The sequence below is a fragment of the Massilia sp. Se16.2.3 genome, from assembly GCF_014171595.1.
GTDB lineage: Bacteria > Pseudomonadota > Gammaproteobacteria > Burkholderiales > Burkholderiaceae_D > Telluria.
In genome coordinates this window covers 3,649,741-3,672,682 of sequence record NZ_CP050451.1, presented here as the reverse complement: position 1 = coordinate 3,672,682, position 22,942 = coordinate 3,649,741, and the positions used below count along the sequence as shown (strand labels likewise).

The 22,942-nt window shown below is 67.9% G+C and carries 17 protein-coding genes and 4 pseudogenes; 8 read left to right on the top strand and 13 right to left on the bottom strand.

Annotated features, from left to right (window positions below; all coding sequences use genetic code 11):
* Positions 1-5: 5 nt before the first annotated feature.
* Genes G4G31_RS24590 through G4G31_RS16770 form a run of 3 tightly spaced genes read right to left on the bottom strand, consistent with a single transcriptional unit; the run spans position 6 to position 3,703 of the window.
* Complete coding sequence (locus G4G31_RS24590; protein WP_202033631.1) at positions 6-314, bottom strand: hypothetical protein; 309 nt, start codon at positions 312-314, stop codon at positions 6-8.
* Complete coding sequence (locus tag G4G31_RS16775; protein WP_202033630.1) at positions 287-808, bottom strand: hypothetical protein; 522 nt, start codon at positions 806-808, stop codon at positions 287-289. The genes G4G31_RS24590 and G4G31_RS16775 overlap by 28 nt, the downstream gene beginning before the upstream one ends.
* Positions 809-868: 60 nt before the next feature.
* Positions 869-3,703, bottom strand: a complete 2,835-nt coding sequence (locus G4G31_RS16770; RefSeq protein WP_182988611.1) for a TonB-dependent receptor — start codon at positions 3,701-3,703, stop codon at positions 869-871.
* Between the two features lie 479 nt (positions 3,704-4,182).
* Between G4G31_RS16770 and G4G31_RS16765 the strand changes: the two genes are divergently transcribed.
* The gene (locus G4G31_RS16765; RefSeq protein WP_182988610.1) at positions 4,183-5,037 is read left to right on the top strand and encodes a hypothetical protein; all 855 of its coding nucleotides are present in this window, start codon (positions 4,183-4,185) and stop codon (positions 5,035-5,037) included.
* Positions 5,038-5,145: 108 nt separating this feature from the next.
* On the opposite strand, the gene G4G31_RS16760 is transcribed toward G4G31_RS16765, so the two are convergent.
* The 3 genes and pseudogenes from G4G31_RS16760 to G4G31_RS16750 all read right to left on the bottom strand — a co-directional run bounded on the left by G4G31_RS16760 (position 5,146) and on the right by G4G31_RS16750 (position 11,187).
* The gene (locus G4G31_RS16760; RefSeq protein ID WP_182988609.1) at positions 5,146-5,844 is read right to left on the bottom strand and encodes a FadR/GntR family transcriptional regulator; all 699 of its coding nucleotides are present in this window, start codon (positions 5,842-5,844) and stop codon (positions 5,146-5,148) included.
* A gap of 148 nt (positions 5,845-5,992) precedes the next feature.
* The gene (locus tag G4G31_RS16755) at positions 5,993-6,739 is read right to left on the bottom strand and encodes a FadR/GntR family transcriptional regulator (RefSeq protein ID WP_182988608.1); all 747 of its coding nucleotides are present in this window, start codon (positions 6,737-6,739) and stop codon (positions 5,993-5,995) included.
* 123 nt (positions 6,740-6,862) lie between these two features.
* Positions 6,863-11,187: pseudogene (locus G4G31_RS16750) on the bottom strand (DEAD/DEAH box helicase).
* Positions 11,188-11,897: 710 nt separating this feature from the next.
* On the opposite strand from G4G31_RS16750, the gene G4G31_RS16745 reads away from it, so the two are divergent.
* From G4G31_RS16745 to G4G31_RS16735, 3 genes are all read left to right on the top strand, one after another.
* On the top strand, positions 11,898-12,701 hold the full coding sequence (locus G4G31_RS16745; protein ID WP_182988607.1) for a ferritin-like domain-containing protein: 804 nt from the start codon (positions 11,898-11,900) through the stop codon (positions 12,699-12,701).
* Between the two features lie 106 nt (positions 12,702-12,807).
* Positions 12,808-13,389 (top strand): flavin reductase family protein, encoded by a 582-nt coding sequence (locus tag G4G31_RS16740; protein WP_182988606.1) that lies wholly within the window; start codon positions 12,808-12,810, stop codon positions 13,387-13,389.
* Between the two features lie 193 nt (positions 13,390-13,582).
* Entirely contained in the window at positions 13,583-14,284 is a 702-nt protein-coding gene (locus G4G31_RS16735) for a pirin family protein (protein WP_182988605.1), read from the top strand.
* Positions 14,285-14,343: 59 nt separating this feature from the next.
* Here G4G31_RS16735 and G4G31_RS16730 read toward each other — a convergent pair.
* From G4G31_RS16730 to G4G31_RS16720, 3 genes and pseudogenes are all read right to left on the bottom strand, one after another.
* Positions 14,344-15,269: pseudogene (locus G4G31_RS16730) on the bottom strand (LysR family transcriptional regulator).
* 137 nt (positions 15,270-15,406) lie between these two features.
* A complete protein-coding gene (locus G4G31_RS16725) occupies positions 15,407-16,000 on the bottom strand; it encodes an outer membrane beta-barrel protein (RefSeq protein ID WP_182988604.1) in 594 nt (197 codons plus the stop codon).
* Between the two features lie 577 nt (positions 16,001-16,577).
* Positions 16,578-17,677, bottom strand: a pseudogene (locus tag G4G31_RS16720) (branched-chain amino acid aminotransferase).
* A 224-nt stretch (positions 17,678-17,901) separates the two neighbouring features.
* Here G4G31_RS16720 and G4G31_RS26515 point away from each other — a divergent pair.
* From G4G31_RS26515 to G4G31_RS16705, 4 genes are all read left to right on the top strand, one after another.
* On the top strand, positions 17,902-18,423 hold the full coding sequence (locus G4G31_RS26515) for a hypothetical protein (RefSeq protein ID WP_229425695.1): 522 nt from the start codon (positions 17,902-17,904) through the stop codon (positions 18,421-18,423).
* Complete coding sequence (locus G4G31_RS26510) at positions 18,324-18,668, top strand: MaoC/PaaZ C-terminal domain-containing protein (protein WP_229425621.1); 345 nt, start codon at positions 18,324-18,326, stop codon at positions 18,666-18,668. The genes G4G31_RS26515 and G4G31_RS26510 overlap by 100 nt, the downstream gene beginning before the upstream one ends.
* Positions 18,669-18,732: 64 nt before the next feature.
* Complete coding sequence (locus G4G31_RS16710) at positions 18,733-19,209, top strand: acyl-CoA thioesterase (protein ID WP_182988602.1); 477 nt, start codon at positions 18,733-18,735, stop codon at positions 19,207-19,209.
* A 180-nt stretch (positions 19,210-19,389) separates the two neighbouring features.
* Complete coding sequence (locus G4G31_RS16705; protein ID WP_182988601.1) at positions 19,390-19,581, top strand: LiaI-LiaF-like domain-containing protein; 192 nt, start codon at positions 19,390-19,392, stop codon at positions 19,579-19,581.
* A 45-nt stretch (positions 19,582-19,626) separates the two neighbouring features.
* On the opposite strand, the gene G4G31_RS16700 is transcribed toward G4G31_RS16705, so the two are convergent.
* The 4 genes and pseudogenes from G4G31_RS16700 to G4G31_RS16690 form a co-directional block, all read right to left on the bottom strand.
* Complete coding sequence (locus tag G4G31_RS16700) at positions 19,627-20,088, bottom strand: cytochrome c family protein (protein WP_308621617.1); 462 nt, start codon at positions 20,086-20,088, stop codon at positions 19,627-19,629.
* A 34-nt stretch (positions 20,089-20,122) separates the two neighbouring features.
* Positions 20,123-21,824: pseudogene (gene leuA, locus G4G31_RS16695) on the bottom strand (2-isopropylmalate synthase).
* A gap of 69 nt (positions 21,825-21,893) precedes the next feature.
* Positions 21,894-22,028 (bottom strand): hypothetical protein, encoded by a 135-nt coding sequence (locus G4G31_RS27640; RefSeq protein ID WP_267873621.1) that lies wholly within the window; start codon positions 22,026-22,028, stop codon positions 21,894-21,896.
* 240 nt (positions 22,029-22,268) lie between these two features.
* Entirely contained in the window at positions 22,269-22,610 is a 342-nt protein-coding gene (locus G4G31_RS16690; protein WP_182988600.1) for a hypothetical protein, read from the bottom strand.
* Positions 22,611-22,942: the final 332 nt, after the last annotated feature.

Below are 22,942 nucleotides of genomic sequence, written 5' to 3'. Positions count from 1 at the left end.
CCCCATCATGGTTGAGGGACCGTGTGCGGTGCCGCTGCCTTCAGGCTGCTCGCCATGGCGGGGAACAGGCGTACCAGCTCGCCGGCGACCATACCTGAAAACAGCCCGGCACCCTTGGGACCGAGGTGCGTGCGGTCGAAGGCGCTTTTCGGCGTGCCCTGCGGCTCGGTGCCGGGCGCGGGCGAAGCCGCCCCATAGTCGGCGGGTCGCGGGGCCTGTGCCAGGGTATCGGCTTCGTCCTGGCCCATCTTCTGGACGGCGGCCGCGCTGAGCGCGTTCAGGTCGATCAGCGCTGCCTTGCGCTCGATTGCCACGCGGCGGGTGGCGGCCGCCCGGGCGCCAGGTCGTCCTTCAGGTAGTTGCCCTTGAAAGACCGGCGCGTCAGCGGCGTGACCAGCACCGGCACGCCGCCGGCGGCGACGGTGTCGGTGACATAGCGATCGATATTGGCGGGGAACTGCGTCACCAGGTCGGTCGAGCGGCCCGGCTTGCCCGGCTGGTCGTTATGGCCGAACTGGACCAGCACATAGGTGGCTGCGAACGAGGCACCATCCTTCAGCAGCGCCTGGACCTCGTCCCAACGCCCTTCGGCACGGAAGCTCCCGGAACTGCGCCCGCCGCGTGCCAGGTTGATGCAGCTGGTTTCAAGCGTGAAACGCGCGCACAGGGCGTCGCCATAGCCGGATCTGGTGGCCATGGTGGAGTCGCCGACGAGGATGATGCGGACGGCTTTGGCGGGGGCGGGACCGGCGGCGGTCGCGGGTGCCGCGAGAAAGGAAAGGGCGAGCAGGGTCGCGGGGTACTTCATGCGGGACCTCCGGGGAAAAACAGGGTGGACAGAGAACCCGTCCACCCCACGCGTTCAAGCTTAGAACGTGTAATCCGCACGCACCGTGAAGGTACGGCCGATCGGCTTGGCGATGTTACGCGCAAACACGACACGCGAGGACAGGCGCTGGTTCGACAGGGGCGGGTCGGTGTCGAACAGGTTGTTCACGCCGCCACCGATCTTGAACTTGTCCGACACCTTGTAGCTGGCCGTCAGGTTGTAGACGCTGTAGGGCTCGATCACGTTGTAGAACGGCTGGCCCGGCTTCTGGGTCGGCAGGGCGTTGGTGTCTTCGTAGCTCGACGAGTACTGCTGCGTCAGCTGGGTGAACAAGGGGCCATAGGTCCAGTTCACGCGCGCCGTGTGCTTCCATTTGAAGACATAGGTGTTCGACGAGGTCGAGCCGGTGGCCAGTGCGCCCACGCGGCCGACGACATCGATCCACTCGCTGCCCACTTCGTTCTGGCCTTCGTACTTGTCGGTGAAGGTGCCGTCGAGCGAAGCGCCGAAGCGGCCCCAGTTCGCGGTCGGCAGCAGGTAGCTCATGCCGATGTCGATGCCCTGGGTTCTCAGGCCGCCCATGTTCAGGCGCGTCTTGGTGATGTACTGCAGCGTGCCGTCCGGGTTACGCACGAACAGGTCCTGGTACTGGCCCAGGTTGTTGAAGATGGTCGGCTCGTCGATCTGCGCGATCGTCCTGGTCATGTCGATCTTCCAGAAGTCGACGGTGGCCATGAAGTTCTTGAATGGCTCGACCACGAAACCGATCGTATAGGTCTTCGATTTTTCCGGCTGCAGGTCCGGGTTCGCGCCTGTCAGCGTGGTCAGGCGCGTGTTGCAGACGCGCGAAGGATCGAGGTTCAAACCGGCGTAGCGGGGATCCGTGGTCACCTGGCCGGTGCCGGCGGCGCCTGGCGTGGCGCTTGGGCACAGCAGCGGGTCGTCCCAGCTGAACGAGGACGCCGTCAGCGTGCGCGGCGTGCCGTACAGTTCCGGCAGCGTCGGCGCGCGGAAGCCCGTGCTGACGGTACCGCGGATCATGACTTCCTTCAAGGGCTGGTAGCGGAAGCTGGCCTTCGGATTGAAGGTCGAGCCGAAGTCGCTGAAATGGTCGCCGCGGACGGCGAAATTCAGGTTCAGCTGCTTGGTGACGGGCGCATCGAGTTCGGCATACAGGCCGGCCACCTTGCGCGATCCGCTCGGGTTGCGGCCAGGGCTGCCCGAAATCTTGTAGACCACCTCGTTGCCGAGCATGTTCATGTCTTCTTCGAAGGTCTCGCGGTGCCAGTCGCCGCCGATGGCCAGCCCGAGCGAGCCGCCTTTCAACTCCATGAAGGTGCGCGAGAGGTTGAAGTCGGCGCCGTAGTAGCGCACGTCGGCTTCGCGGTAGGTCTGGCCGTCGGCCGAGATGCTTTCCAGGTAGGCGCGGCCGGCCTCGTCCTGCGGGCCGAAGGGGTTCAGCGTGCCGTTGGCCACGCCCGCATACAGGCCGGGCGTCTTCACGAAGCCGCTTTTCAGGCCGACGTCGCGGTGGCTGTAGGCGTAGGACGCGCCGACGCGGTAGTCCCAGCCCTTGAAGTCGCCTTCGTCGGCGGCCACCAGGCGGTGGTTCGTCTGCACGTCGTGGCTGACGACGCCGCCCAGTTCGTCCAGGCTCCAGTTCAGCGCCAGGTCCTGGCCGGTGACGCCGGCCACGGCGGGCACGCCGCCGCTGCCGCCCGGGTACCATTTGCTGGCCTTGGTGATCATCAGCGGACGGCGGCCGGACGAGCCGTTCAGGAGGTCATAGTCGACGTTCGCACCGAAAGGCTGGGGCGCGTCGCCCGCGTCGATGTAGGAGCGCGCCAGTTGCAGTTCGACCGAGAACACCTTGCCGTCGCCGTGCGCCAGGCTGCCCTTGGTGAACAGGGTGGTCTGCGCCGCTTCCGGCAGCAGTTCCGGGTACAGGGTCGGATCGGTGACGCAGGTGCGGCTGCCCGCGCCCGAGGCGCGCGTCGACGGGATCGTGGTCTGGGTCGCGAAGGGGCTGGCGCAGCCGGCCGCGAAATACGGGTTGCCCGTGGTGCTGGTCGGCTTGCCGTTCGCGTAGACCGTGTAGTTGGCCGGCGAGGCGGCACCCACGCTCGAGGAGTTCGGCACGAAGGCGGTGCCGCCCAGCTTGACGATGGTGGCCGGGTCGGTGATGCCCGGGCGGTCCTTCTGCAGCAGGCGAGTGCGCTTCTGGGTGTCGAAGGCGGTATAGATGTTCCAGCCGTCTTCGGCCAGGTCGCCCTTGCCGGCAACGAAACCGAAGCGGCGCTGCTGGCCGCCGCCCTGGTGCTCGGGCTCGACGACGCTCGCGCTCACGGACACGTCCTTGATCGACTTCTTCGTGATGAAGTTCACCACGCCGGCGATGGCGTCGGTGCCGTACAGGGCGGAGGCTCCGTCGCGCAGCACTTCGACGCGCTCGATGGCGGCCATCGGGATCACGTCGACGTTGACGGAACTGTCGCCGAGCGCCTCGTTGGCGAGACGACGGCCGTTCAGGAGCACCAGGGTGCGGTTGGTATTGAGGCCGCGCATGTTGATCATGGTGCCGCCGCCACCGCCGCCAACCGGCTCGTTGGTCGAGGCAACCGTCAGGGCGGTGGCCACTTCCGACATCGTCGTCAGGCCGCGGTTGGTCAGCTCTTCGGCCTTGATCGTGGTGAGGGGGAGGGCGTTTTCGGCGGCGAGGCGCTTGATCGAGGAGCCCGTGACTTCGACGCGCTGCATCGGGGCGTCCGCGGCGGCCGCGCTATGCGCCAGGGTCAGGACCGCGACGGTGACGGCGGTGAGAATGAAGCGCTGTTCGGCCGTGCGTGGGCCGATGATGTTGCTCTGGTGTTTCACTACGTGTCTCCTGCGTGTGATCGTGGGTAGCGTCCGGGTGTTTCCCCGAATCGCACGAATGGGTACCTCGCGTACCCGTGCCGTCGTGACGAGAGCAAATCGCCGAGGTCACGGCCGGTCGATGCCAGTACTGGTGCGGCATGCGCCGCTGCTGCCAGTCCGCCTTGAGGAGTTTCCCCAGTCAATTCCTCAGGCAAATTATTAGTGTGCGGACAATTGTACTTTGGTCGGGCCAGTTCTGCAATCTGGACGAGCCAGTTATTTTTCGGCCTGAACAAACTGGCAAAAGTGGCCGTGCCACCCGCGTTCCCAACTGCGCGACCGGAGCAGCCTGGCTTCGAGGTGATCGCTTGCCACGGGACCCTATCCGGGCATGCTGTATGGACAAGGTCCGTTCGGCCCCCTATAGTCCAGCTCGACATTCAAGGGACAAGCACGCGTCTTTTCGAACGCACTGGCCTTTACCGGAGGAGACATCGATGATGCACCGAGCAAGCAGGCGGGCATGCACCATGCTGGCGGCCTGCGCCGCTGTCCTGTGGGCGTCCGGCGCCGCCGCGGCGGGCGCGGACTACCTCACCCTGAGCGAGCGTTACGGGACCCATACCGTCCTGGGCGCCGCGCCGGCCATCAAAATCGGCAAGGCCGTGATGGTGCGGGTATTGAGGCACAGGCCCGCAGACAAGGAAATCGCGACCGAACACTTCCTGCTTGCCTGCGACGGCAGCTGGATGACCGATAATTTTGCCTACCTTGCGGTCGCTTCCACTTCCGGGATACCCGACTTCGCAGCCGCCGAACGCCAGAGCATCGCGCAGATGCCCGCCGTGATCCAGGCCGCGCACAATTTTTCGATGCAGGATCAGGACCCCTACGAGGTTGGCCCGCTCATCAAGAAACAGCTGCCGCGCATCTGTGCGCAAGCGCGGCCGGCGCGTGCGGGAATGCTGGTGCCCATTACCGAGACCGACGAATTCGACGGCCAGCTGCTCGTCTTCAGCATCCTGCCCAAACCCGTCCTGGTCAAGGGCGACCGCGTACGGGCCTGGTTCCGCACGACCATCCACACCCAGGGGAGCAGGCAGGGCAAGACGCCGGCCCCGGCCATTCCGACCGGCGAATACTGGATGACGCTGAAGGAAGTCGATTGCAAGGCGCCGCGCGCGGCGGAGCTCGAACGGATCGTCCATGGCGGAGACAAGCCCGGGCGCACCGTGTGCACGAAGTGCGGGACGCCGGCCCTGGAGCCGGTAAAGGAGCATTCGATTGGCGACGCCGAGCGCAAGATGGCGTGCCGCCTGTTCGGTCCGCCGGGAGCGGCGCTGCCGCTGTAAGCCACGGTTCTCGCTGCTGGAGTGCAAGCGCACAGGCGCGGCGCCACGTACGGCCGCCGTCGCCTCCTTGAGCGGATCTTCAATGAGGGCGGGCGCGGGCGCGGCTCCTTACCCGCGCGAGAAGGTACGCGTCACGCGGTCGAGGTGGGCGCGCATCGCGGTCTTGGCGCCGGCGACGTCGTGTGCCGCAATCGCCGCGAAGATGTTGCGGTGGTCGATCAGGGTCTGCTGGCGCAATTCCTCGGTCTGGAAGTGTTCCTTCAGCTTGTGCCAGAGCGAGCCGCGCTGGCTCCACAGGTATTCGATGACGCCGACCATCGCGCTGTTGCCGGTGGCGCGGGCGATTGCCAGGTGGAAGTTGCGGTCGGCCGATTCGTTGCCGCTGCGTTCCTCGTGGTGTTGCTCCATCTCCATGACCGCTACCAGGATGGCGTCGATGGCGGAAGCGCTGGCATGCTTGGCCGCCAGCGCCGCGACCTCGACTTCGATCAGGCGGCGCGCGGCCAGCACCTCGAAGGGTCCGGGGCCGGCGGTGACGGCTTCCGCCACGGGCGTCGCCTGCTCGCTGACATACACGCCCGAGCCGCCGCGCACTTCCACCGTGCCGCCCAGTTCCAGCGCGATCAGGGCTTCGCGCAGCGAGGTGCGGCTCACGCCCAGCTTGGTCGCGAGGTCGCGCTCGGAGGGCAGGCGCTCGCCGGGACGGATGTTCTCGGCGCGGATCAATTCCTCGATCTTGCCCGATACTACCCGGTACAGGCGCGGCTCATTGGCACTGGCTTCGTTCAGCGCGGCGGTTTTCTTCATGTGTGCTTCAATCCTGGATGAATGATGGGCCGGCGCCGCGATGCAGGGGCCGCTGCCAATCTGCGGAATCTTAGTTTGCTACGGTTAAGCTTGCAAGCGGATTAAGGGCTTTTTCCGCACGCGCGTTCGCTGCGGATTCATGGCCGCCTTACTTCTCGCGCGTTTCGGCGTCTTCCTGGGCGCGGCGCAGGCGTTCGCGGCTGTTGCTCAGGTGGGTACGCATGGCGGCGCGTGCGCTGTCCGGGTCGCGCCGCGCGATCGCATTGTAGATGTCCTCGTGCTCGTGGATCACGCGTTCCGGGTAGTGCGCCGGGTCGTCATGGGCCAGGCGCGCCGAATTCAGGCGCGCGCGCGGGATGATGTTGGTGCCCGTGTGGCCGAGGATGTCGTGGAAATAGCGGTTGCCGGACGCCTGCGCCAGCAGCAGGTGGAACTGCATGTCGGGGCCGACCGTCTCGCGCCCGGCGCGCGCGCATTCGTGGAAGCTGTCGAGCGCGCTGCGCAGTTGCGCCAGCTGCTCCTCGCTGCGGCGGTTGGCGGCCAGGCCGGCGGCCTCGGTCTCGAGGCTGATGCGCAGTTCCAGCAGGGCCAGCACGTCGCGCATCGTCACCACGGTGGCCGGATCCAGTCCCATCGGGGCAGGCGCAGGTTCCAGCACGAAGGTGCCGATGCCGTGGCGGGTTTCAACCAGGCTGGAGGCCTGCAGGTGCGAAATGGCTTCGCGCACCACCGTGCGGCTCACGCCCAGCTGGCGCATGATTTCCGACTCGGTCGGCAGCTTGTCGCCCGGTTTCAGGCTTCCCGCGCGGATGCTGTCGCTCAGGTGGGCAACGACGCCCTGGGCCAGGTTGCGGTGGCGTTTCAGGGGAACGGGCGGGAGCGGCGTTGCGGTCATGGGGGACATCGGGCGGATTGATCGTGGTGACCGGATTATACGCCGGGCCCTTGTCTGATGACAGACGACAAGACCACATGCTGCCGCCTATCGCTGCGCGGCCGCCCCCGGCAGGGCGGCCCCTCAATAGCGCCGTACCAGCGCCGCATGCTGCAGCTCGCGCTCCGCGCCGGGGTCGGCCAGCCACACGATCTTCCCGGCGACGACGGCCGCCACCGGCACGCCGTCGCGGAACAGGATGCGGTTGCCGGCCAGCGCCGGGACCTTGTCGCCGGGCAGCAGGGTGCCGCACAGGTTGAGCGGGTCGACCCCGGACACGCAGACCAGGCTGCCCTCCGGCGGCCGGCGCCGTACTTCGCGCAGGGCGGGAATCGCCTCCGGCAGCGCGAACTGCTCGCCCGAGAAGCCGGCCACGAAACGCCCGCCGCGGATCTCGCCGCGCGCTTCCGTGCGATGGTAGACCGGCAGCAGTTCGCGCCAGGACGGCAGCCAGGCCGCTTCCCGTTCCAGCAGGCGCCAGAACATGACGCCATAGCGCCGCAGCAGGGTCATGGCGACGTGCTCCGGGGTTTCGGGGCGAGGCGGCGCCGGGCGGGCGGCGTGTCCGCGCCTTCCTCCGGCACGACGCGGCGTACCAGCGCCCAGCGGCCTGCTTCCTCCATCGACGGGCCGGCGCCGCGCCGGCGCTTGCGGTCCATGCTGGCGCGCCTGGCGACCGGGGCCAGCATCGCGCGCAGGCCGGCAAAACTGTCGGCGTTCACCAGGCCGGTGGCCACGAGTTCGCCCAGCGCCGCCTCCAGTTCGACCGGCATCATGCGCGTGTCGAACTGCAGTTCGTCGAGGAACATGGCGCCATGGCGGCGCAGCACCTCCAGCACCTTTAGCGCGCGCGGCGACATCTCGGGCGGACCGGCGGGCAGGGGCACTTCATGCCATAGCGCGGCCTGGCGCCGCGGCAGCAGCACGATCGGGGTCGTGCGCACGGGGCCGCCGGCGGCCGAGCGCGGCGCATCGATGCGGGTCCAGACGATTTTCCCGGAGCGGCACAATTCGTCCAGCCAGTAGCCGAAATAATCGCGCACGCGCAGCGCCAGCAGTTCGCTTTCCCGGGCGCCGGCGGGGGCCTCGAAGCCCTCGAGCTGGGCGACGGCCAGCGGCAGCGCGTCCCGGCCGCGCCAGCCGGTATCCACGGTGAGATGCTGCCAGTCGAACAGGAAGCGCAGGAAGTCGCGCACCTCGACCGGTTCGATCTCGCGGCGCAGGCCGCGGATGGTGGCGCGGTGGATGCGGGCCAGCAGGTGGCGTTCGCACCATTGTTCGTCTTGCGCGCCCGGCGTGAAGCGGCCGCGCAGGACATAGCCTTCGCTTTCCAGCCGGGCCAGGGCGATCGCGGCCTCGCCTTCGCCCGGGGCCAGCGGCGCGGCGATGGCGGCGATCGTCTGCGGGCCGAAGCCGGACAGGCGCGCGCGCAGCACCTCGACCAGGGCATCGTCGCGCGTCCACGGCGCGCCGCCATTGCCGCGGTGGCTGGCAGGCACCCGCAGGGCGGGCGTGGCGCGCGCCCCGGCCAGGCCGCCTGCGCGCAGTCGAGGCGCTCCAGCGCGACCCAGGCGTCCAAGCCCTCGCCTTGCAGGCGCGTAGCGCGCCCGGCCGCCGCCAGCTCGTCCAGCCAATCCGGCCAGCCTTGGCGATCCAGGCTTTCCCGCTGGGTCACGCAACCGAGCGCCACCAGCGCTTCCTGCACTTCGTCGGCATGGCGCGCGGGCGGCCAGGCCTCGCCGGCCACCGTGGCGATGGCATCGGCGTCGAGCGCGCCCAGGTCGTCGCTGGACGCCGGATCGCTCCAGCGCCGGTTCAGCACGGCCTGGGTGCGGCGCTCCTCGAGCGGCGCGTCGTCGAGGAAAGCGTAGGGGCGGGCGTTGAGGATTTCGGCCGCCAGCAGCGAGGGCGCCGGCAGGTCGCGCGCGACGAGCTTGATGTCGCCATGTTCGATGCGGCGCAGCAGGGCCAGCCAGCCTTCGCTGTCCATCGCCTCGTGCAGGCAGTCGTCCGGGGTCTGGTCGATCAGCGGGTGGTTCGGCAGTTCGCGGTCGCCGGCGATGTTTTCCAGGCAGGCGGCGCCGTCCGGGAAGATGGTCGCCAGCAGGTCGTCGCTCTTCATGCGCTGCAGCTGCGGCGCCACCTTGCGCCCGCCGGCAAAACGCGGCAGGGCCAGGGCCGTCGTGGCGTTCCAGCGCCAGCGCACGTTGAACAGCGGCGCGTCCAGCAGCGCCTGCACCAGCACCGGCTCGGCGCTGCCGGCGCGCAGGTAGCGCCATACTTCCTCTAACGGGAAGCTGTGGGCCGTCGAGAGCGACAGGATGATGGCGTCCTCCGTCGCCGCGGCTTGCAGCTCGAAGTTGAAGCTGCGGCAGAAGCGCTTGCGCAGGGCCAGGCCCCAGGCGCGGTTGATGCGGCTGCCGAAAGGGCTGTGGATCACCAGCTGCATGCCGCCTGACTCGTCGAAAAAGCGCTCCATCACCAGCGTGTCCAGGGTCGGCAGGGCGCCGAGGGCCGCCCGTGCGCGCGCCAGGTAGTCGACGATCTGGCCGGCCGCGTCCTCCTTCAGGCCAAGGTGCTCGGTCAGCCAGCCGGTCGCGCGGTCGAGGGCTTCCTCGCCGCTGGAGGAGGCCAGTTCGCGCTCGACCTCGGCGCGCAGGCGTGCCACGCCGTGCGAAAGTTCGTCGCTGCGCCCAGGCGCCTCGCCATGCCAGAACGGGATGTTCGGCGCCGCGCCATGTGCATCCTCGACCCGTACCTTGCCCGACTCGACCTTCATGATGCGATACGATGTGTTCCCGAGCTGGAAGACGTCGCCGGCCAGGCTCTCGACGGCGAAGTCCTCGTTGACGGTGCCGACCGACAGGCCTTGGGGTTCGAGCAGCACCGTGTAGTCGGCGTTCTCGGGAATCGTCCCGCCGGAGGTGACGGCGGCCAGCTTGCCGCCGCGGCGCGGGCGCAGCGAGCGGGTGGCGGCGTCGCGGTGGATGTAGGCGCCGCGGATGCCGTTCCCGGTGCTGTAACCCTCGGCCAGCATGCGCAGCAGCGCGTCGAAAGCGCTCGCGCGGCAAGTCCGCGTAGGGCTGGGCGCGCCGCACCAGCGCAAACAGCGCGTCCTCTTCCCACTCGCGCGAGCCTACTTCGGCCACGATCTGCTGGGCCAGCACGTCGAGCGGTGCGCGCGGAATGCGCAGCAGGTCCAGTTCGCCACGGCGCACGCAGTCGAGCAGGGCAGCGCATTCGACCAGGTCGTCGCGCGAGGTCGGGAACAATCTCCCCTTGGGCATGCCGCCCACGAAGTGGCCCGAACGCCCGACCCGCTGCAGGAAAGCGGAAATGCTGCGCGGCGAGCCCACCTGGCAGACCAGGTCGACGTCGCCGATGTCGATGCCCAGCTCCAGCGAGGCGGTCGCCACCAGCACGCGCAGGTCACCGCGTTTCAGGCGCTGTTCGGCATCCAGGCGGCTCTCCTGGGCCAGGCTGCCGTGGTGGGCCGCCACGTGCCCGGCGCCCAGGCGGTCACCGGGTGACGCGCGATGCGCTCGGCCATGCGTCGGGTGTTCACGAAAATGAGGGTGGTCCGGTGCAGCACCACCAGCTCCATCATGCGGTCGTAGACGCGCTCCCAGACCTCGTTCGGCATCACCGGCTCGAGGGGCACCGGCGGCAGTTCCAGCCCGAGGTCGCGCGCACGCACGTGGCCGACGTCGACCAGCGCGCAGTCCTGTCCCGCGCCGACCAGGAAGGACGCGACGAGCGCGAGCGGCTTTTGCGTCGCCGACAGGCCAATGCGCACGGGCGGGCGGCCGCACAAGGCATCGAGCCGCGCCAGGCTGAGTGACAGGTGGCTGCCGCGCTTGCTGCCGGCGACCGCGTGGATCTCGTCGACGATCACGGTTTGAACGTTCGACAGCATGGCGCGGCCGCTGTCGGAGCCGAGCAGCACGTACAGGGACTCGGGGGGTCGACACCAAGATGTGCGGCGGGCGCTTGCGCATCGCGTTGCGCTCGGCCGTGGTGGTGTCGCCGGTGCGCACGGCGCTGCGGATGCCGTGCGGCGGCAGGCCCATCGCCGCCAGTTGCTCGTCGATGCCCGCGAGCGGCGCCTGGAGGTTGACGCGGATGTCGTTCGACAGCGCTTTCAGGGGCGAGACATAGAGCACGCGGGTGGCGTCCGCCAGCGGCTGCTCCGCGCTTTCCCTGACCAGCGCGTCGATCGCAGCCAGGAAGGCGGTCAGGGTCTTGCCCGAGCCGGTGGGGGCGGCCACGAGGGTCGCGCGCCCCGCCTGGATCGGCGGCCAGGCGCGCAGCTGGGCCTCGGTGGCGGCCGGGAAACTGGCAGCGAACCAGGCCTGCACGGCCGGGTGAAAGGCATGGCGCTGGCTGGTTGGCAGGGAGCGATCGTTCATGCAACGCCAGATGGGGCCGATCGCCGGATTGGCAAGATGGAAATGCGCAGCGGAGATGCCCGGGAGGCTTGCCTCCCGGACGAGGTGCGCCCGGCTCGACAATTGAGCGGCTTGCCATCGGCACGCTCGACACCACGACCCAGGCCAGGCGGCGGTCCGGCAGATAGCTCATCGACATGTCCTCGCCGGCCGGACCGCGCTTGAATTCCATCCGCACCTTGCCGTCGCGCGAGGCGAACTGGCAGGGCGCTACCGCGTACAGGCGGATCGGCTGTTCATTGTCGATCCTGGCGTCGATGTGCGCGGGGCGGGGCGTACTTTCACCCGGACGGTGGACATCGGCCCGGTATCGGGTTGCGGGCAGGGCAGGTTCTGGGCTGTGGCGCCCGCGGCCAGGACGGACATGGAAGCGGGAAACAGGAAAGAGTATGGACGCATGATGATTCCTGCACGAAGCACGAACGTCGTCAGGCAGGCGCCGCACAGGGCGGCGTCCTGGCCCGTCCGGACTGCCGCAATGCCGCGATCAAAGGGAATGCGGGTCATTGCGGTCCAGGGCGGCATCCCTGGATCGCAAGCGGGCTGGCGCCGGCATCACGAAACAATCTCGTTCCGGATGAAGCCGGACAGGGAGGAAATGAGGGCGGGCCGGCGGCAGGGCGTTCGTCGAATTTGCTAGACTGTCGCCTTTGTTCGCAAGGAATCCTTCAATGCCGTCCCATCCGCCCGAGTTGCGCGCCGGCGCGCTGGCCTGCCTGCTCCAGACCGACCCTGCCATCAAGGTAGGCGGTGTCGCCGCGCTGGCAGGCGCCTACGCCGACGGCCTCGTCACGCTTGCGCCGCGCGCCGTGCTGGAGCCGGCCAGTGCCATCCCGGGGCGTCCGGACAAGCCTGAATTGGTACCGCCGCGCCTGGTCGGGCGGCGCTCGATGGCAAGCGTCGAGGGCCGCGCCATGCTGGTGCATGCGCTCGCGCACATCGAGTTCAACGCGATCAACCTGGCGCTCGACGCGCTGTGGCGCTTTCCCGGCATGCCGAATGCTTATTACCTCGACTGGCTGCGCGTGGCGAAGGAAGAGGCTTACCACTTTTCCCTGCTGTCCGACCACCTGAAGGCGCTGGGTTACGCCTATGGCGACTTTCCGGGCCACGACAGCCTGTGGGAGATGGTCGAGAAGACCCGCGGCGACGTGCTGGCGCGCATGGCGCTGGTGCCGAGGACGCTGGAAGCACGCGGGCTGGACGCGATCCCACCGCTGCGTGCCAAGCTGGCCCAGGCCGGCGACGCGGTGGCCGCCGCCATCCTCGACATCATCCTGCGCGACGAGGTCGGCCATGTGGAGATCGGCAACCGCTGGTACCTGCACCTGTGCGCCGAACAGGGGCGCGAGCCGGTCTCCACCTACGAGGTCTTGACGGTGCAGTACAAGGCGCCGGTGCTGAAGGGGCCCTTCAACATCGAGGCGCGGCGCCGTGCCGGTTTCAGCGCAGAGGAACTGGCACGCCTGGCGTGAAGCGCTGCGCAGCGCTCCATTCGCCCGGCCAATCCGCATCCGTGCCCGCCCGCGCCGGGATAATCGGTACCATGCGTGGGTCACACGTGCATTTCTCGAAAAACCCATGCCTCCACATATCCTCAGTGTTCCCCTCGAAAAAGCCTATCGCCTGCTGACCCATGGCCCGACCGTGCTCGTCTCGGCCCACCACGAGGGCGTCGACAATGTCATGGCCGCGGCCTGGGCCTGCGCCCTCGACTTCGCCCCGCCCAAGCTCACCGTGGTGCTGGACAAGGCGACCCGCACCCGCCTGCTTATCGAGGCGAGCGGGCGCTTCGTGATCCAGGTGCCCACGGTCGACCAGCTGCAGCTGACCCACGACGTCGGCAACCGCTCGCTGGCCCGGGACCCCGGCAAGCTGGGCGCCAGCGGCGTCGCGCTGATGCATCTGGCCGGCGACGCGCTGCCTTTTGTCGCCGGCTGCGCGGCCTGGCTGGAATGCCGCCTGGTTCCCGAGCCGCACAACCAGGCGGTCTACGACCTCTTCATCGGCGAAGTCGTTGCCGCCTGGGCCGACGAACGCGCCTTTCGCGACGGCCACTGGCAGTTCGAGCACGCGGCACCGGGCTGGCGCAGCATCCATCACGTGGCCGGCGGCCAGTTTTATGCGATCGGCGAGGCGATGCGTGCCCGCGACAGTGGCTGAACGCATGGCGGAACGCGCGTTCGAAAATTTCGACGATAGGCCGGCAAACTACTCGCTTTTTGCCCCGGCTTGGGGCGCGCATAATGTCCTTCATGCACAACGCGGCCTCGGCGGCGGGCGAGAAAGACAGCAGGATCGCCGCCGCAGCGACATTCGAATGGTTCGAATGGGCCCATAACAACAGGAGCGCATCATGCTGACAGTACGTAAAAGCGAAGAACGTGGCGTCGCCAATTTCGGTTGGCTCGATTCGAAGCACACCTTTTCGTTCGGCCACTACCAGGATCCGGCCCACATGGGCGTCGGCCCACTGCGCGTCATCAACGAAGACCGGGTGGCCGCCGGCCGCGGCTTCGATGCCCACGGCCACCGCGACATGGAAATCATCTCGTATGTGCTCGACGGCGCCCTGGAACACAAGGACAGCATGGGCAACGGCTCGGTGCTGCGCTACGGCGACGTGCAGCGCATGAGTGCCGGCAAGGGCGTGGTCCACAGCGAATTCAACGGGTCGCGCACCGAGCCGGTGCATTTCCTGCAGATCTGGATCCAGCCGAACGAGATCGGCGGCGCGCCGGGCTATGAGGAGAAGCACTTCGACCCGTCGTCGAAACAGGGCCAGCTGCGCCTGGTGGCGTCGCCGGGCGGCCGCGACGGTTCCGTCACCCTGCGCCAGGATGCGTCGATCTACGCCGCCATCCTGAATGGCGACGACAGCCTGTCCCATCCGCTGCCCGCGGGCCGCATCGGCTACGTCCACGTGGCGCGGGGCAGCCTGAGCGTGAACGGCGTGCTGCTCGCGGCCGGCGACGCGGTGCGGGTCGACGGGGAAGCGGCGATCACGCTGTCGGGCGCGGCGGACGCTGAAGTGCTGGTGTTCGACCTGCCGCACTAAATGCGCTCATGGCCTTGGCGGCGGCCCCGCCGCCAAGGCCAGCTAGCTCCGCAGCATCCTTACACCTGCCCGCACCCTGCGGGCAGCAGCATCCGGCGCACGACGGCGCCGTCCTGCAAACGCTTCTTCCACCAGTCCAGTGCCGCGCCTTCCTCGCCGGTGCGCCAGGCAAGGTACAGGGTTTCGTCGGGCTTGGGTTCCTCCACCGCCTTGGCGACCAGGCGCCCCGCGGCAAGGTCCTCGTGCACCCGGGGTTGGGGCAGGAAGCCGAAACCGAGGCCGGCACGCTGGAAGGCGTGCTTGGTCTGCATGTCGGGCACGGCCAGGGTGTTCTGCCCGAACAGCAGGCCGACCGTGCGCGCCTGCAGCTGGCGTGCGGAATCCGATACCGACACGGCGCGCCAGGCCGCGAGGTCGGCTTTCGCCGGGGTTCGCGTGCGCCGGCCAGCGGATGCCCGGGCGCCACCACGAACACGAAGCCGACGGTCGCCAGCGGCAGCGCCGTGTAGCCGCCGCCCGCGGGGTCCGCGCCGGCGGCGCCCACCAGCAGGTCGGCGCGCCGCTCGAGCAGGGCTTCCCAGGTCCCCGACAGGGCTTCCTTCAGCAGGCGCAGGCGGGTCTGGTCGGCGACGCCGCAGAAGACGTCGATTTCCGTCATCAAGGGATCGGGGCACAGCATCGAATCGATGGCAAGCGTGAATTCGGTCTCCCAGCCGGAGGCGACGCGGCGCACCCGGCGCTCGAGGTCACCCGCGGCTTTCAACAGGTAGCGGCCTTCCTTGAGCAGTTCGGCGCCGGCGGCCGTGAGTTCCACCCGCGGTCCGAAGCGTTCGAACAGCTGTACGCCCAGGTCTTCTTCCAGCTTGGCCACCGTATAGGAAATCGTCGAGGGCACCCGGAACAGTTCCCTGGCGGCGGCCGCAAAGGAGCCGCGGCGGGCGATGGTGTCGACGGTGAGCAGGGCGTCCAGGCTGAGTTTGAGCATGCGCTTCGATCGGGCGGCCGGAAAGGCCGCATCATAACCCGGCGCCGGCTGTGCAGAAACGAGGGATGAAAAAAGACCACGAGTCCTCGTGGTCTTTGCCTTGCTGCTCGGGGGGGGCAGGGATGCGCCCCCGGGCATCAGAAGTAGAAGTTGGCCAGGATGCCGACGTGGTCGCCTTTGACCTTGCCGCCGAACTGCTTCTCTTCGAACTTGTCGTTCACGTAGCGCAGCTTGATGCCCACTTGCGGCGAAACCAGGTATTCGATTTCAGCGACCGGGCTGGTGGTGTTCTTGAAGTCGTAGTCGCCGATGTCGCCGGCGCCGCTGCTGCGCAGGGCGGTGTTGGTGACGTAGCGCAGGCCGCCGCCGACGCGCACTTGCTCGTTCACGTGGTAGTAGGCCAGCAGTTCGACAGGCACGCGCTCGAAACGGATGTCGCCGTTGCTGGCGCTGGCGTTATCGACGTGGTAGCCGACGGTGCCCTGCACCGAGAATTCCGGGCTGACGCGGTATTCCAGGCCAGCCAGCAGGGCGATCATGCTGCCAGCGTGGATATTGATTTCGCCGCCGTTCTCGAACTCGGCGGTAGCAAGCTTGTCGCCGCCGAAGGTCAGGCCGGCGCCAACGACGAAGTACAGGGACTTGGCCGGTGCGGTTTCGACGGTGGTGGTTTGTGCCTGGGCGCCCAGCGAAGCGAGACCGAGAGCCAATGCGATAGCGAGTTTTTTCATGTCTTTTCGATGTGTAGTAGTGGCACGACGCGAATTGCGTAGTCCAAGCGACATGATAGAAGAGATAATTGCCTACGTGCAAACCCTTATTGACAACTGTTGCGCATATGAAACATATGTGCAGCAAAGGAAAGGGGCTGCGCCATGCAGGCGGGCCGGGCCTGCTCGCCGCAGGCGAAAAGCAACAACCCGGGCATGCTCCAATCCCGGTCCGACGCCAAGGTGGCAGCGCCTATTCTTCCAGGAACGATGCACAGACGGTAGGGTGGGCGGCTCCACCCTCTCAGCTAGCGAACCGGCAGCGTCCGTGCCGCCCACGCGTTCAACCAGCAGGCGATTCGTCGCAAGGTTCCAGCGTGTGGTCGGACGCGCGGGCGGCGTCCAACCGGCAGGCGATCCGTCGCAAGCTTTCAGCGTCTGCTTGAACGCGTGGGCGGCATCCAAGCAGCGGGCGGGCAGGCGGCCGGGTACAGCCGCCCACCCTACAGGTCTGCGCGGTTCTTCCTGGAAGACCTCAGCTTGACTGACTGAGCGCCAACCCGGGGCTGCCCTCGCTGCGGCGCTGTCGCGGAAGCGCTTAGAACACGCGCTGGATCCAGCCGTGCTTGTCTTCGGCGCGGCCGTTCTGGATGTCGAGCAGCGCCGACTTCAGGCGCGTGGTGACAGGGCCCGCGCCGCCGTCGCCGATGGCCGCTTCGAAGCCGCGGCCCTTGACCTTGCCGATCGGGGTGACGACGGCCGCGGTGCCGCAGGCGAAGGCTTCGACCAGGCGGCCGCTGGCGGCATCGGCTTTCCACTGGTCGATCGAATACGGCTCTTCGCGCACGGTGAGGCCCAGGTCGCGGCCCAGCGTGATCAGCGAATCGCGCGTGATGCCTGGCAGGATGGTGCCGGTCAGCGGCGGCGTCTGGACCGAACCGTCGGCGAAGACGAAGAAGATGTTCATGCGCCGCCCAGTTCCTCGACCCATTTGCGCTCGACGGCATCGAGGAACACGACCTGGTCGCAGCCTTCGCGCGTGGCTTCGGCCTGCGCTGCCAGGCTGGCAGCGTAGTTGCCGCCGCACTTGGCGTCACCGGTGCCGCCGGGCGCGGCGCGGATATAGTTCTCGGAGACCCACAGCGTCACGCCGGCGGCGCCGCCCTTGAAGTAGTTGCCGGCCGGGGAAGCGAATACGCAGTACAGGTATTCGTTGGCCGGACGCACGCCCAGGGCCGCCTCGGTGGCGATCATGAAGGGGCGCAGATAGAGAGCGGACCCCTCCGATTGGGGGATCCAGTCCCGATCTTCAGAAACCAGGGCGTGCACCGATTCCAGGAACAGCTCTTCCGGCAGCGGCGCCATCGCCAGGCGTTCTGCCGACTTGCGGAAGCGGCGTGCATTCGCCTCCGGGCGGAACAGGGCGGCGCCGCCGTCCGGTTGCGGATAGGCCTTCATGCCCTCGAAGATTTCCTGCGCATAGTGCAGGACCATGGTCGTCGGGTCGAGCGGCAGGGCGCCGCGCGCCTCGACCTTGCCGTCGTGCCAGCCGCGGCCTTCGGTGTAGCGGATCGTGACCATGTGGTCGCTGAACGCGCGTCCGAAACCGGGGTTTTGCAGCAGCGCCGAGCGGTCGGCGGGGGGCAGGGGCATCAAACTTTTCTGGATCGACAGGGTCGATGGGCCAACTTTGTTCATACGGTCTCCGTAAAGCGACAGTGCGGTAGTGCGTCGTCAGGCGGTATTATCGATCAATCAGCGGTTTTTTACCGATGGAAGTTTTGACAATTCGCGCAGCAGCTGCCCCAGCGGGCGGAAGAAAGGGAAATTTTGTTCGGTTCGAATGGGGCGGCGCATTTGCCGCCGATGGGCGCGAGACTGCTGCTGCGCGCGCTCTTCAAGCGCCCGGGCGGCATGGGGCCGTGCCGGCTGCGCCGCTGACTTCCACTTTCCTGATGGAAGCGCCCACGCGCGTCGAGTGCGAGGCCTACAACGCCGCACTCGACTTCGCGCCGGGCACGGTGGCGCTGACCTGGTGGTACCTGCCGGTGCAGCGCGCCCACCTGGCGACGATGCTGTCGCCCGCTTTTCCGTACCGGATCGCCGGCATGGTCCACGTCGAGAACCTGCTTGTCGCGCACGCGCCGCTGCCCGCCGGGCCATTGCGCCTGTCGACCCGCATCGACATCCTGCCGCCGAGCGCATCCGGCGCGGTGCTGTGCCGGCTCGAAACCAGCGTCAGCGCAGACGGCACCCCGTTGCTGACCTGCAGCAGCACCTATCTGGCGCAGCGCGGCACGGGCGGGCGCCGCAGCGCGGCCGCGCTACCCCAGCCCGGGCGGAGATCGGACGCTGGCAGCTCGCCGCTTCCGCAGGACGCGACTACGCCCGCGTCTCAGGCGACTGGAATCCCATCCACCTGGCCGGCTGGAGCGCGCGCCTGATGGGCCTGCGCGCACCCATCATCCACGGCATGCACACGCTCGGCCGTGCCTGCGCGCTGCTGCAAGCACGGGCGGGCCGCCCCGTCACGGCCCTGTCGGTGCGCTTCCGGGCGCCGGTGGCGCTGGGCTCGGCCGTCGTGTTGGCCGAAGGTGCGGCGCCGGGCGAATTCATGGTGCTGGCGGACGGGGCACTGGCGGCCGAGGGACATGCCGCCTTCGCCGGCAACCCTGGGGCTTGCCGGTAAGCGCCGGCAAAGCGCCGTACAATCGTCGAGAACGAACGCCTCTTCCCTCCCAACCAGGACCCACATGAACGACCACCACGGCAGACCCGTCCACGAATTGACGATGACGGTCCTGATGACGCCGGACATGGCGAACTTTTCCGGCAATGTCCACGGCGGCACCATATTGAAACTCCTCGACAGCGTCGCCTATGCCTGTGCCAGCCGCTATTCGGGCGCCTACGTGGTGACGCTGTCGGTCGACCAGGTGATGTTCCTGCAGCCGATCCACGTCGGCGAGCTGGTCACCTTCCTGGCCTCGGTAAACTACACTGGGACCAGCTCGATGGAGGTCGGCATCCGCGTGGTGACGGAAAACATCCAGCAGCGCACGGTACGGCACGCCAACAGCTGCTATTTCACGATGGTGGCGGTCGACGCCGACCGCAAGCCGCAGGCCGTCCCGCCGCTGCTGCCGGAGACCGACGAGCAGAAGCGCCGTTTCGAGAAAGCCGAGGAGCGCAAACGCTCGCGCCAGGCGCTGCACGGCAGGACGCGCTAGTTTTTCGCGCGCCGGGCAGCCCGGCGGGGCCGGATCCGCATTGCCCAGCTACTAGCACATCTGCTAGTAACAAATTGACGTTCGCCAACATATGCTTTTGAAACGAATCTGGTGTGCCCATACGCATGGGCGTCACGACCGGCGGCGAGCGCTGCGCTGGCAATGCTGGGAAAGGAAGACATGGAGCGAATTGCACGCTGGGAGCGCGGCGCGCCGGGCCTGCTGGTGGCGCTGGCGGCCATCGTCGTCGGCAGCGTCGCGCTGGCACGCGATACCGGCCTGTTCGATGCCGCCACTGTCCAGCAGTGGTGGCCGCTGGCGCTGGTGATGGCGGGCGTGATCCTGCTGTTCGGGCGCGTGGTGCATGACTAGCACCGGGCTGCGCGATGCCGGACAGGCGGCGGTTCGCCGCCGCCGCTAGCGTCTCGTGGCCGGCGCCACCGGCGCGATACCGCCAGCCGGCTGGAAGCTGCGCAGGTAGGCCAGTAAATCGCCCACCTGGCGTTCGTTGCCCATGCCCCAGAAGCGCATCCTCGTATCGGGCACTACCTCATCCGGATCGGCGAGAAACGCACGCAGCGTGCGCTCGTCCCAGACGATCCGCGACTTTTTCATCGCCGCCGAATAGGCATACCCCGGTGTGGCCCCGGCCGTGCGGCCGAACAAAGCGTTGAGCTGCGGGCCGAACCCGCCCCTTGCCGAAGGGCCGACGCCATGGCAGGAGGCGCAGCGGCTGGCGAACAGGCGCGCACCGGCGGCAGGATCGGCTGGCGGTGCGGCGCGCGCGCGGCGAGCGGCACGCAGAGGAGCAGGAACAGTCGTCGTTTCATGTCGGAGCGGCGGTCGGAACGGGCTGCCGGCGGCAAGGGGCCCGGGCACGGCAAGGCAGCGGCCCTGCCGCCGCCCGTCCCGCTCAAGCGGCCATCGCCACCGTGCGCGCGGGTTGCGCCTGCGTGTGGCGGTTCACCGCCGACAGCACGGCCTTGAAGGACGCGGTGACGATGTTGCTGTCGATGCCGGCACCGAACAGGGTAGGGACCGTCGCCCACGCGCAGTTCGACGTAGCAGGCCGCGCGCGCATTCGCGCCGGAACCGATCGCATGCTCGTGGTAGTCCATCAGGCGGATGTCCAGGCCGAGGGCATTGACGAAGGCGTCGATCGGGCCGTTGCCGGCGCCGCGGCGCACGCAGGGCTGGCCCTCGTGCTCGGCCGTGACCTCGATCTCGACCTGCTTGTTGCCGGCATCGCCCGCACGGGTGTCTTCGGTCATGCGGTGTGCGCCATAGCGGTAAGGCGCCTCGCGCTCGAGGTATTCGCGTGCGAACAGGGCGTGGATGTCGCTGGCGGCGATTTCGCGGCCGCTGGTATCGGCCACTTTCTGCACCACGCGCGAGAATTCGATCTGCAGGCGGCGCGGCAGTTCCAGCCCATATTCCTGTTCCAGCAGGTAGGCCATGCCGCCCTTGCCCGACTGGCTGTTGACGCGGATGACGGCGTCGTAGCTGCGCCCGAGGTCGGCCGGGTCGATCGGCAGGTAGGGCACTTCCCACAGCGCGTCCGCCTTCTGCACGGCGAAGCCCTTCTTGATCGCATCCTGGTGCGAACCGGAGAAGGCCGTGAACACCAGGTCGCCCGCATACGGGTGGCGCGGGTGCACCGGCAGCTGGTTGCACTCCTCGACCAGCTGGCGCACGCTATCGATGTCGGAAAAGTCCAGTCCCGGGTCGACGCCCTGGGTGTAGAGGTTCAGTGCCAGCGTGACCAGGTCGACGTTGCCGGTGCGCTCGCCATTGCCGAACAGGCAGCCCTCGACGCGGTCGGCGCCGGTCAGCACCGCCAGTTCGGCCGCCGCCACGGCGGTGCCGCGGTCGTTGTGCGGGTGGACGCTGATGACCAGGCTGTCGCGCCGCTCGAGGTGGCGGCTCATCCACTCGATCTGGTCGGCATACACGTTGGGCGTGCTCGCTTCCACCGTGGAGGGCAGGTTGACGATCATCGGCTGCGCTGGCGTCGGCTCCCAGACGGCGCTGACGGCGTCGACGATCTGCTTGGAGAAATCGAGTTCGGTGGTCGAGAAGGACTCGGGCGAATATTCCAGGCCCCATTGGGTTTGCGGGTGCTGGGCCACCAGCTCCTTGATGAGGCGCGTGCCATTGACCGCAATCTGCACGATCTCGTCGCGCTCCATGCCGAACACGACGCGGCGAAATACCGGCGCCACCGAGTTGTACACGTGGACGATCGCCCGCTTCGCGCCGACCGCCGAGTCCACCGTGCGGCGGATCAGTTCCTCGCGCGCCTGGGTCAGGACGATGATGGTGACGTCGTCGGGAATGCGCTTGCCGTCGACGAGCATGCGCACGAAGTCGAAGTCCGTCTGCGAGGCCGAGGGGAAACCGACTTCGATTTCCTTCACGCCGATCTGCACCAGCTTGTCGAAAAAGCGCAGCTTCTTCTCGACGCTCATCGGCTCGATGAGTGCCTGGTTGCCGTCGCGCAGGTCGGTGCTCATCCAGATCGGCGGGCGCGTGATGGTCTTGCCTGGCCACTGGCGGTCGGCCAGCGGAACGGCGGGGAAGGGGCGGTATTTCGATGACGGGTTGCTCAGCATGATGAAACTCCTGCGTAAATGAAATGGGATTGCTGCGGGAGTGGCGCTGGCTGCCGGGCGGGCCAGGTGACGCTAGGCCCGGCAACCGATCGGTAGTGCCAGCAGGCCAGGACCGGCGGCGAAAGCGGAGGCCACCGACATGCGTGCGCCAGCGTGCATGGTGTGGTGCAACATGGTGCCGCGAATGGTTTGACAGGTGCTGTTCATCGTGCAAATTCCTCTGACTACGGGGGTCTCGGCGAGACCGGAAGCGAAGCGGCGCGGCGTGGCGCGACGGGCTCAGGCGCGTAGTCGTAGCAGCGCCGGCGCGTGTCGCGCGGCGAGCGATAGGGAAATTGGCATGGACAGATGAAAGGACATGCGTTTGACTGTAGGCCGAATATAGTTCGGTGTCAAGAATGTTTTTAAGAAAAGTGTTGCGCGGAGGAGAGGCAGCTGTCCAGTCCGCTAGCTTTGGCGGACCTGGGTAAGAAAGACCCACGCGACCGTAATCACGACGGCGCCGGTGGCGGTGATGCAGGTCCAGGTGAAAAACCAGGCCGACAACAGGGTGGCCTGGAGCGCCCGTTCGGCCAGGCAGCCGAGGGCAAAATCGAAGACCGTCAGGAAGGACCAGCGGCGCAAATAGATCGGCAGGTAGAGGCCCATGCGCCGGTTGTGCTGCAGCGCCGCATGGCGTTCCAGGGGCGTGCGGGCACGGCCGACGTCGGCGAACAGCCAGTCGAAGAAGAGAAAGCGATACACCAGGGTGCGCAGGGAGAGCGGTGCAGCGTTGGCGGCGGGTTCCATGCTCCTGTCTTCCTCTGCTCGCGGCTTCGTCATGGGAAACTCCTAGCGGCGCGCCTGGGCCGATCGGTGTGAACGAAGGTCCAGTATGCCGCAAGCGGCACCCCTGTCTGCTTCGTGCCCGCTATCGTGCGCGGCGTCGGCAAGGGCGCGCTTCGGCTTCGAGGTGTGGCGTGCGTGGCGCCGGCGCTGGCGACCTGTCCGCCAGGCGCGGTGTACATGCTGGGCCCCGTCGACGCACCAGGCCGGCGGGGGCTGCTGCCGCACGCGCGCAGCCCATCCTGCTATAGTTTCCGTTTTCGCGTCTACACGCGTTGTCACGGAATCAATCGAGG

Bases quoted from the DNA above. Each gene is read 5' to 3' on its own strand.
- G4G31_RS16705 (WP_182988601.1), top strand. From the start codon at position 19,390: ATGGAGCGAATTGCACGCTGGGAGCGCGGCGCGCCGGGCCTGCTGGTG.
- G4G31_RS16745 (WP_182988607.1), top strand. From the start codon at position 11,898: ATGCCGTCCCATCCGCCCGAGTTGCGCGCCGGCGCGCTGGCCTGCCTG.
- G4G31_RS16740 (WP_182988606.1), top strand. From the start codon at position 12,808: ATGCCTCCACATATCCTCAGTGTTCCCCTCGAAAAAGCCTATCGCCTG.
- G4G31_RS16725 (WP_182988604.1), bottom strand. From the start codon at position 16,000: ATGAAAAAACTCGCTATCGCATTGGCTCTCGGTCTCGCTTCGCTGGGC.
- G4G31_RS16775 (WP_202033630.1), bottom strand. From the start codon at position 808: ATGAAGTACCCCGCGACCCTGCTCGCCCTTTCCTTTCTCGCGGCACCC.
- G4G31_RS16760 (WP_182988609.1), bottom strand. From the start codon at position 5,844: ATGAAGAAAACCGCCGCGCTGAACGAAGCCAGTGCCAATGAGCCGCGC.
- G4G31_RS16765 (WP_182988610.1), top strand. From the start codon at position 4,183: ATGATGCACCGAGCAAGCAGGCGGGCATGCACCATGCTGGCGGCCTGC.
- G4G31_RS16710 (WP_182988602.1), top strand. From the start codon at position 18,733: ATGAACGACCACCACGGCAGACCCGTCCACGAATTGACGATGACGGTC.
- G4G31_RS16755 (WP_182988608.1), bottom strand. From the start codon at position 6,739: ATGACCGCAACGCCGCTCCCGCCCGTTCCCCTGAAACGCCACCGCAAC.
- G4G31_RS16735 (WP_182988605.1), top strand. From the start codon at position 13,583: ATGCTGACAGTACGTAAAAGCGAAGAACGTGGCGTCGCCAATTTCGGT.
- G4G31_RS27640 (WP_267873621.1), bottom strand. From the start codon at position 22,028: ATGAACAGCACCTGTCAAACCATTCGCGGCACCATGTTGCACCACACC.
- G4G31_RS16690 (WP_182988600.1), bottom strand. From the start codon at position 22,610: ATGGAACCCGCCGCCAACGCTGCACCGCTCTCCCTGCGCACCCTGGTG.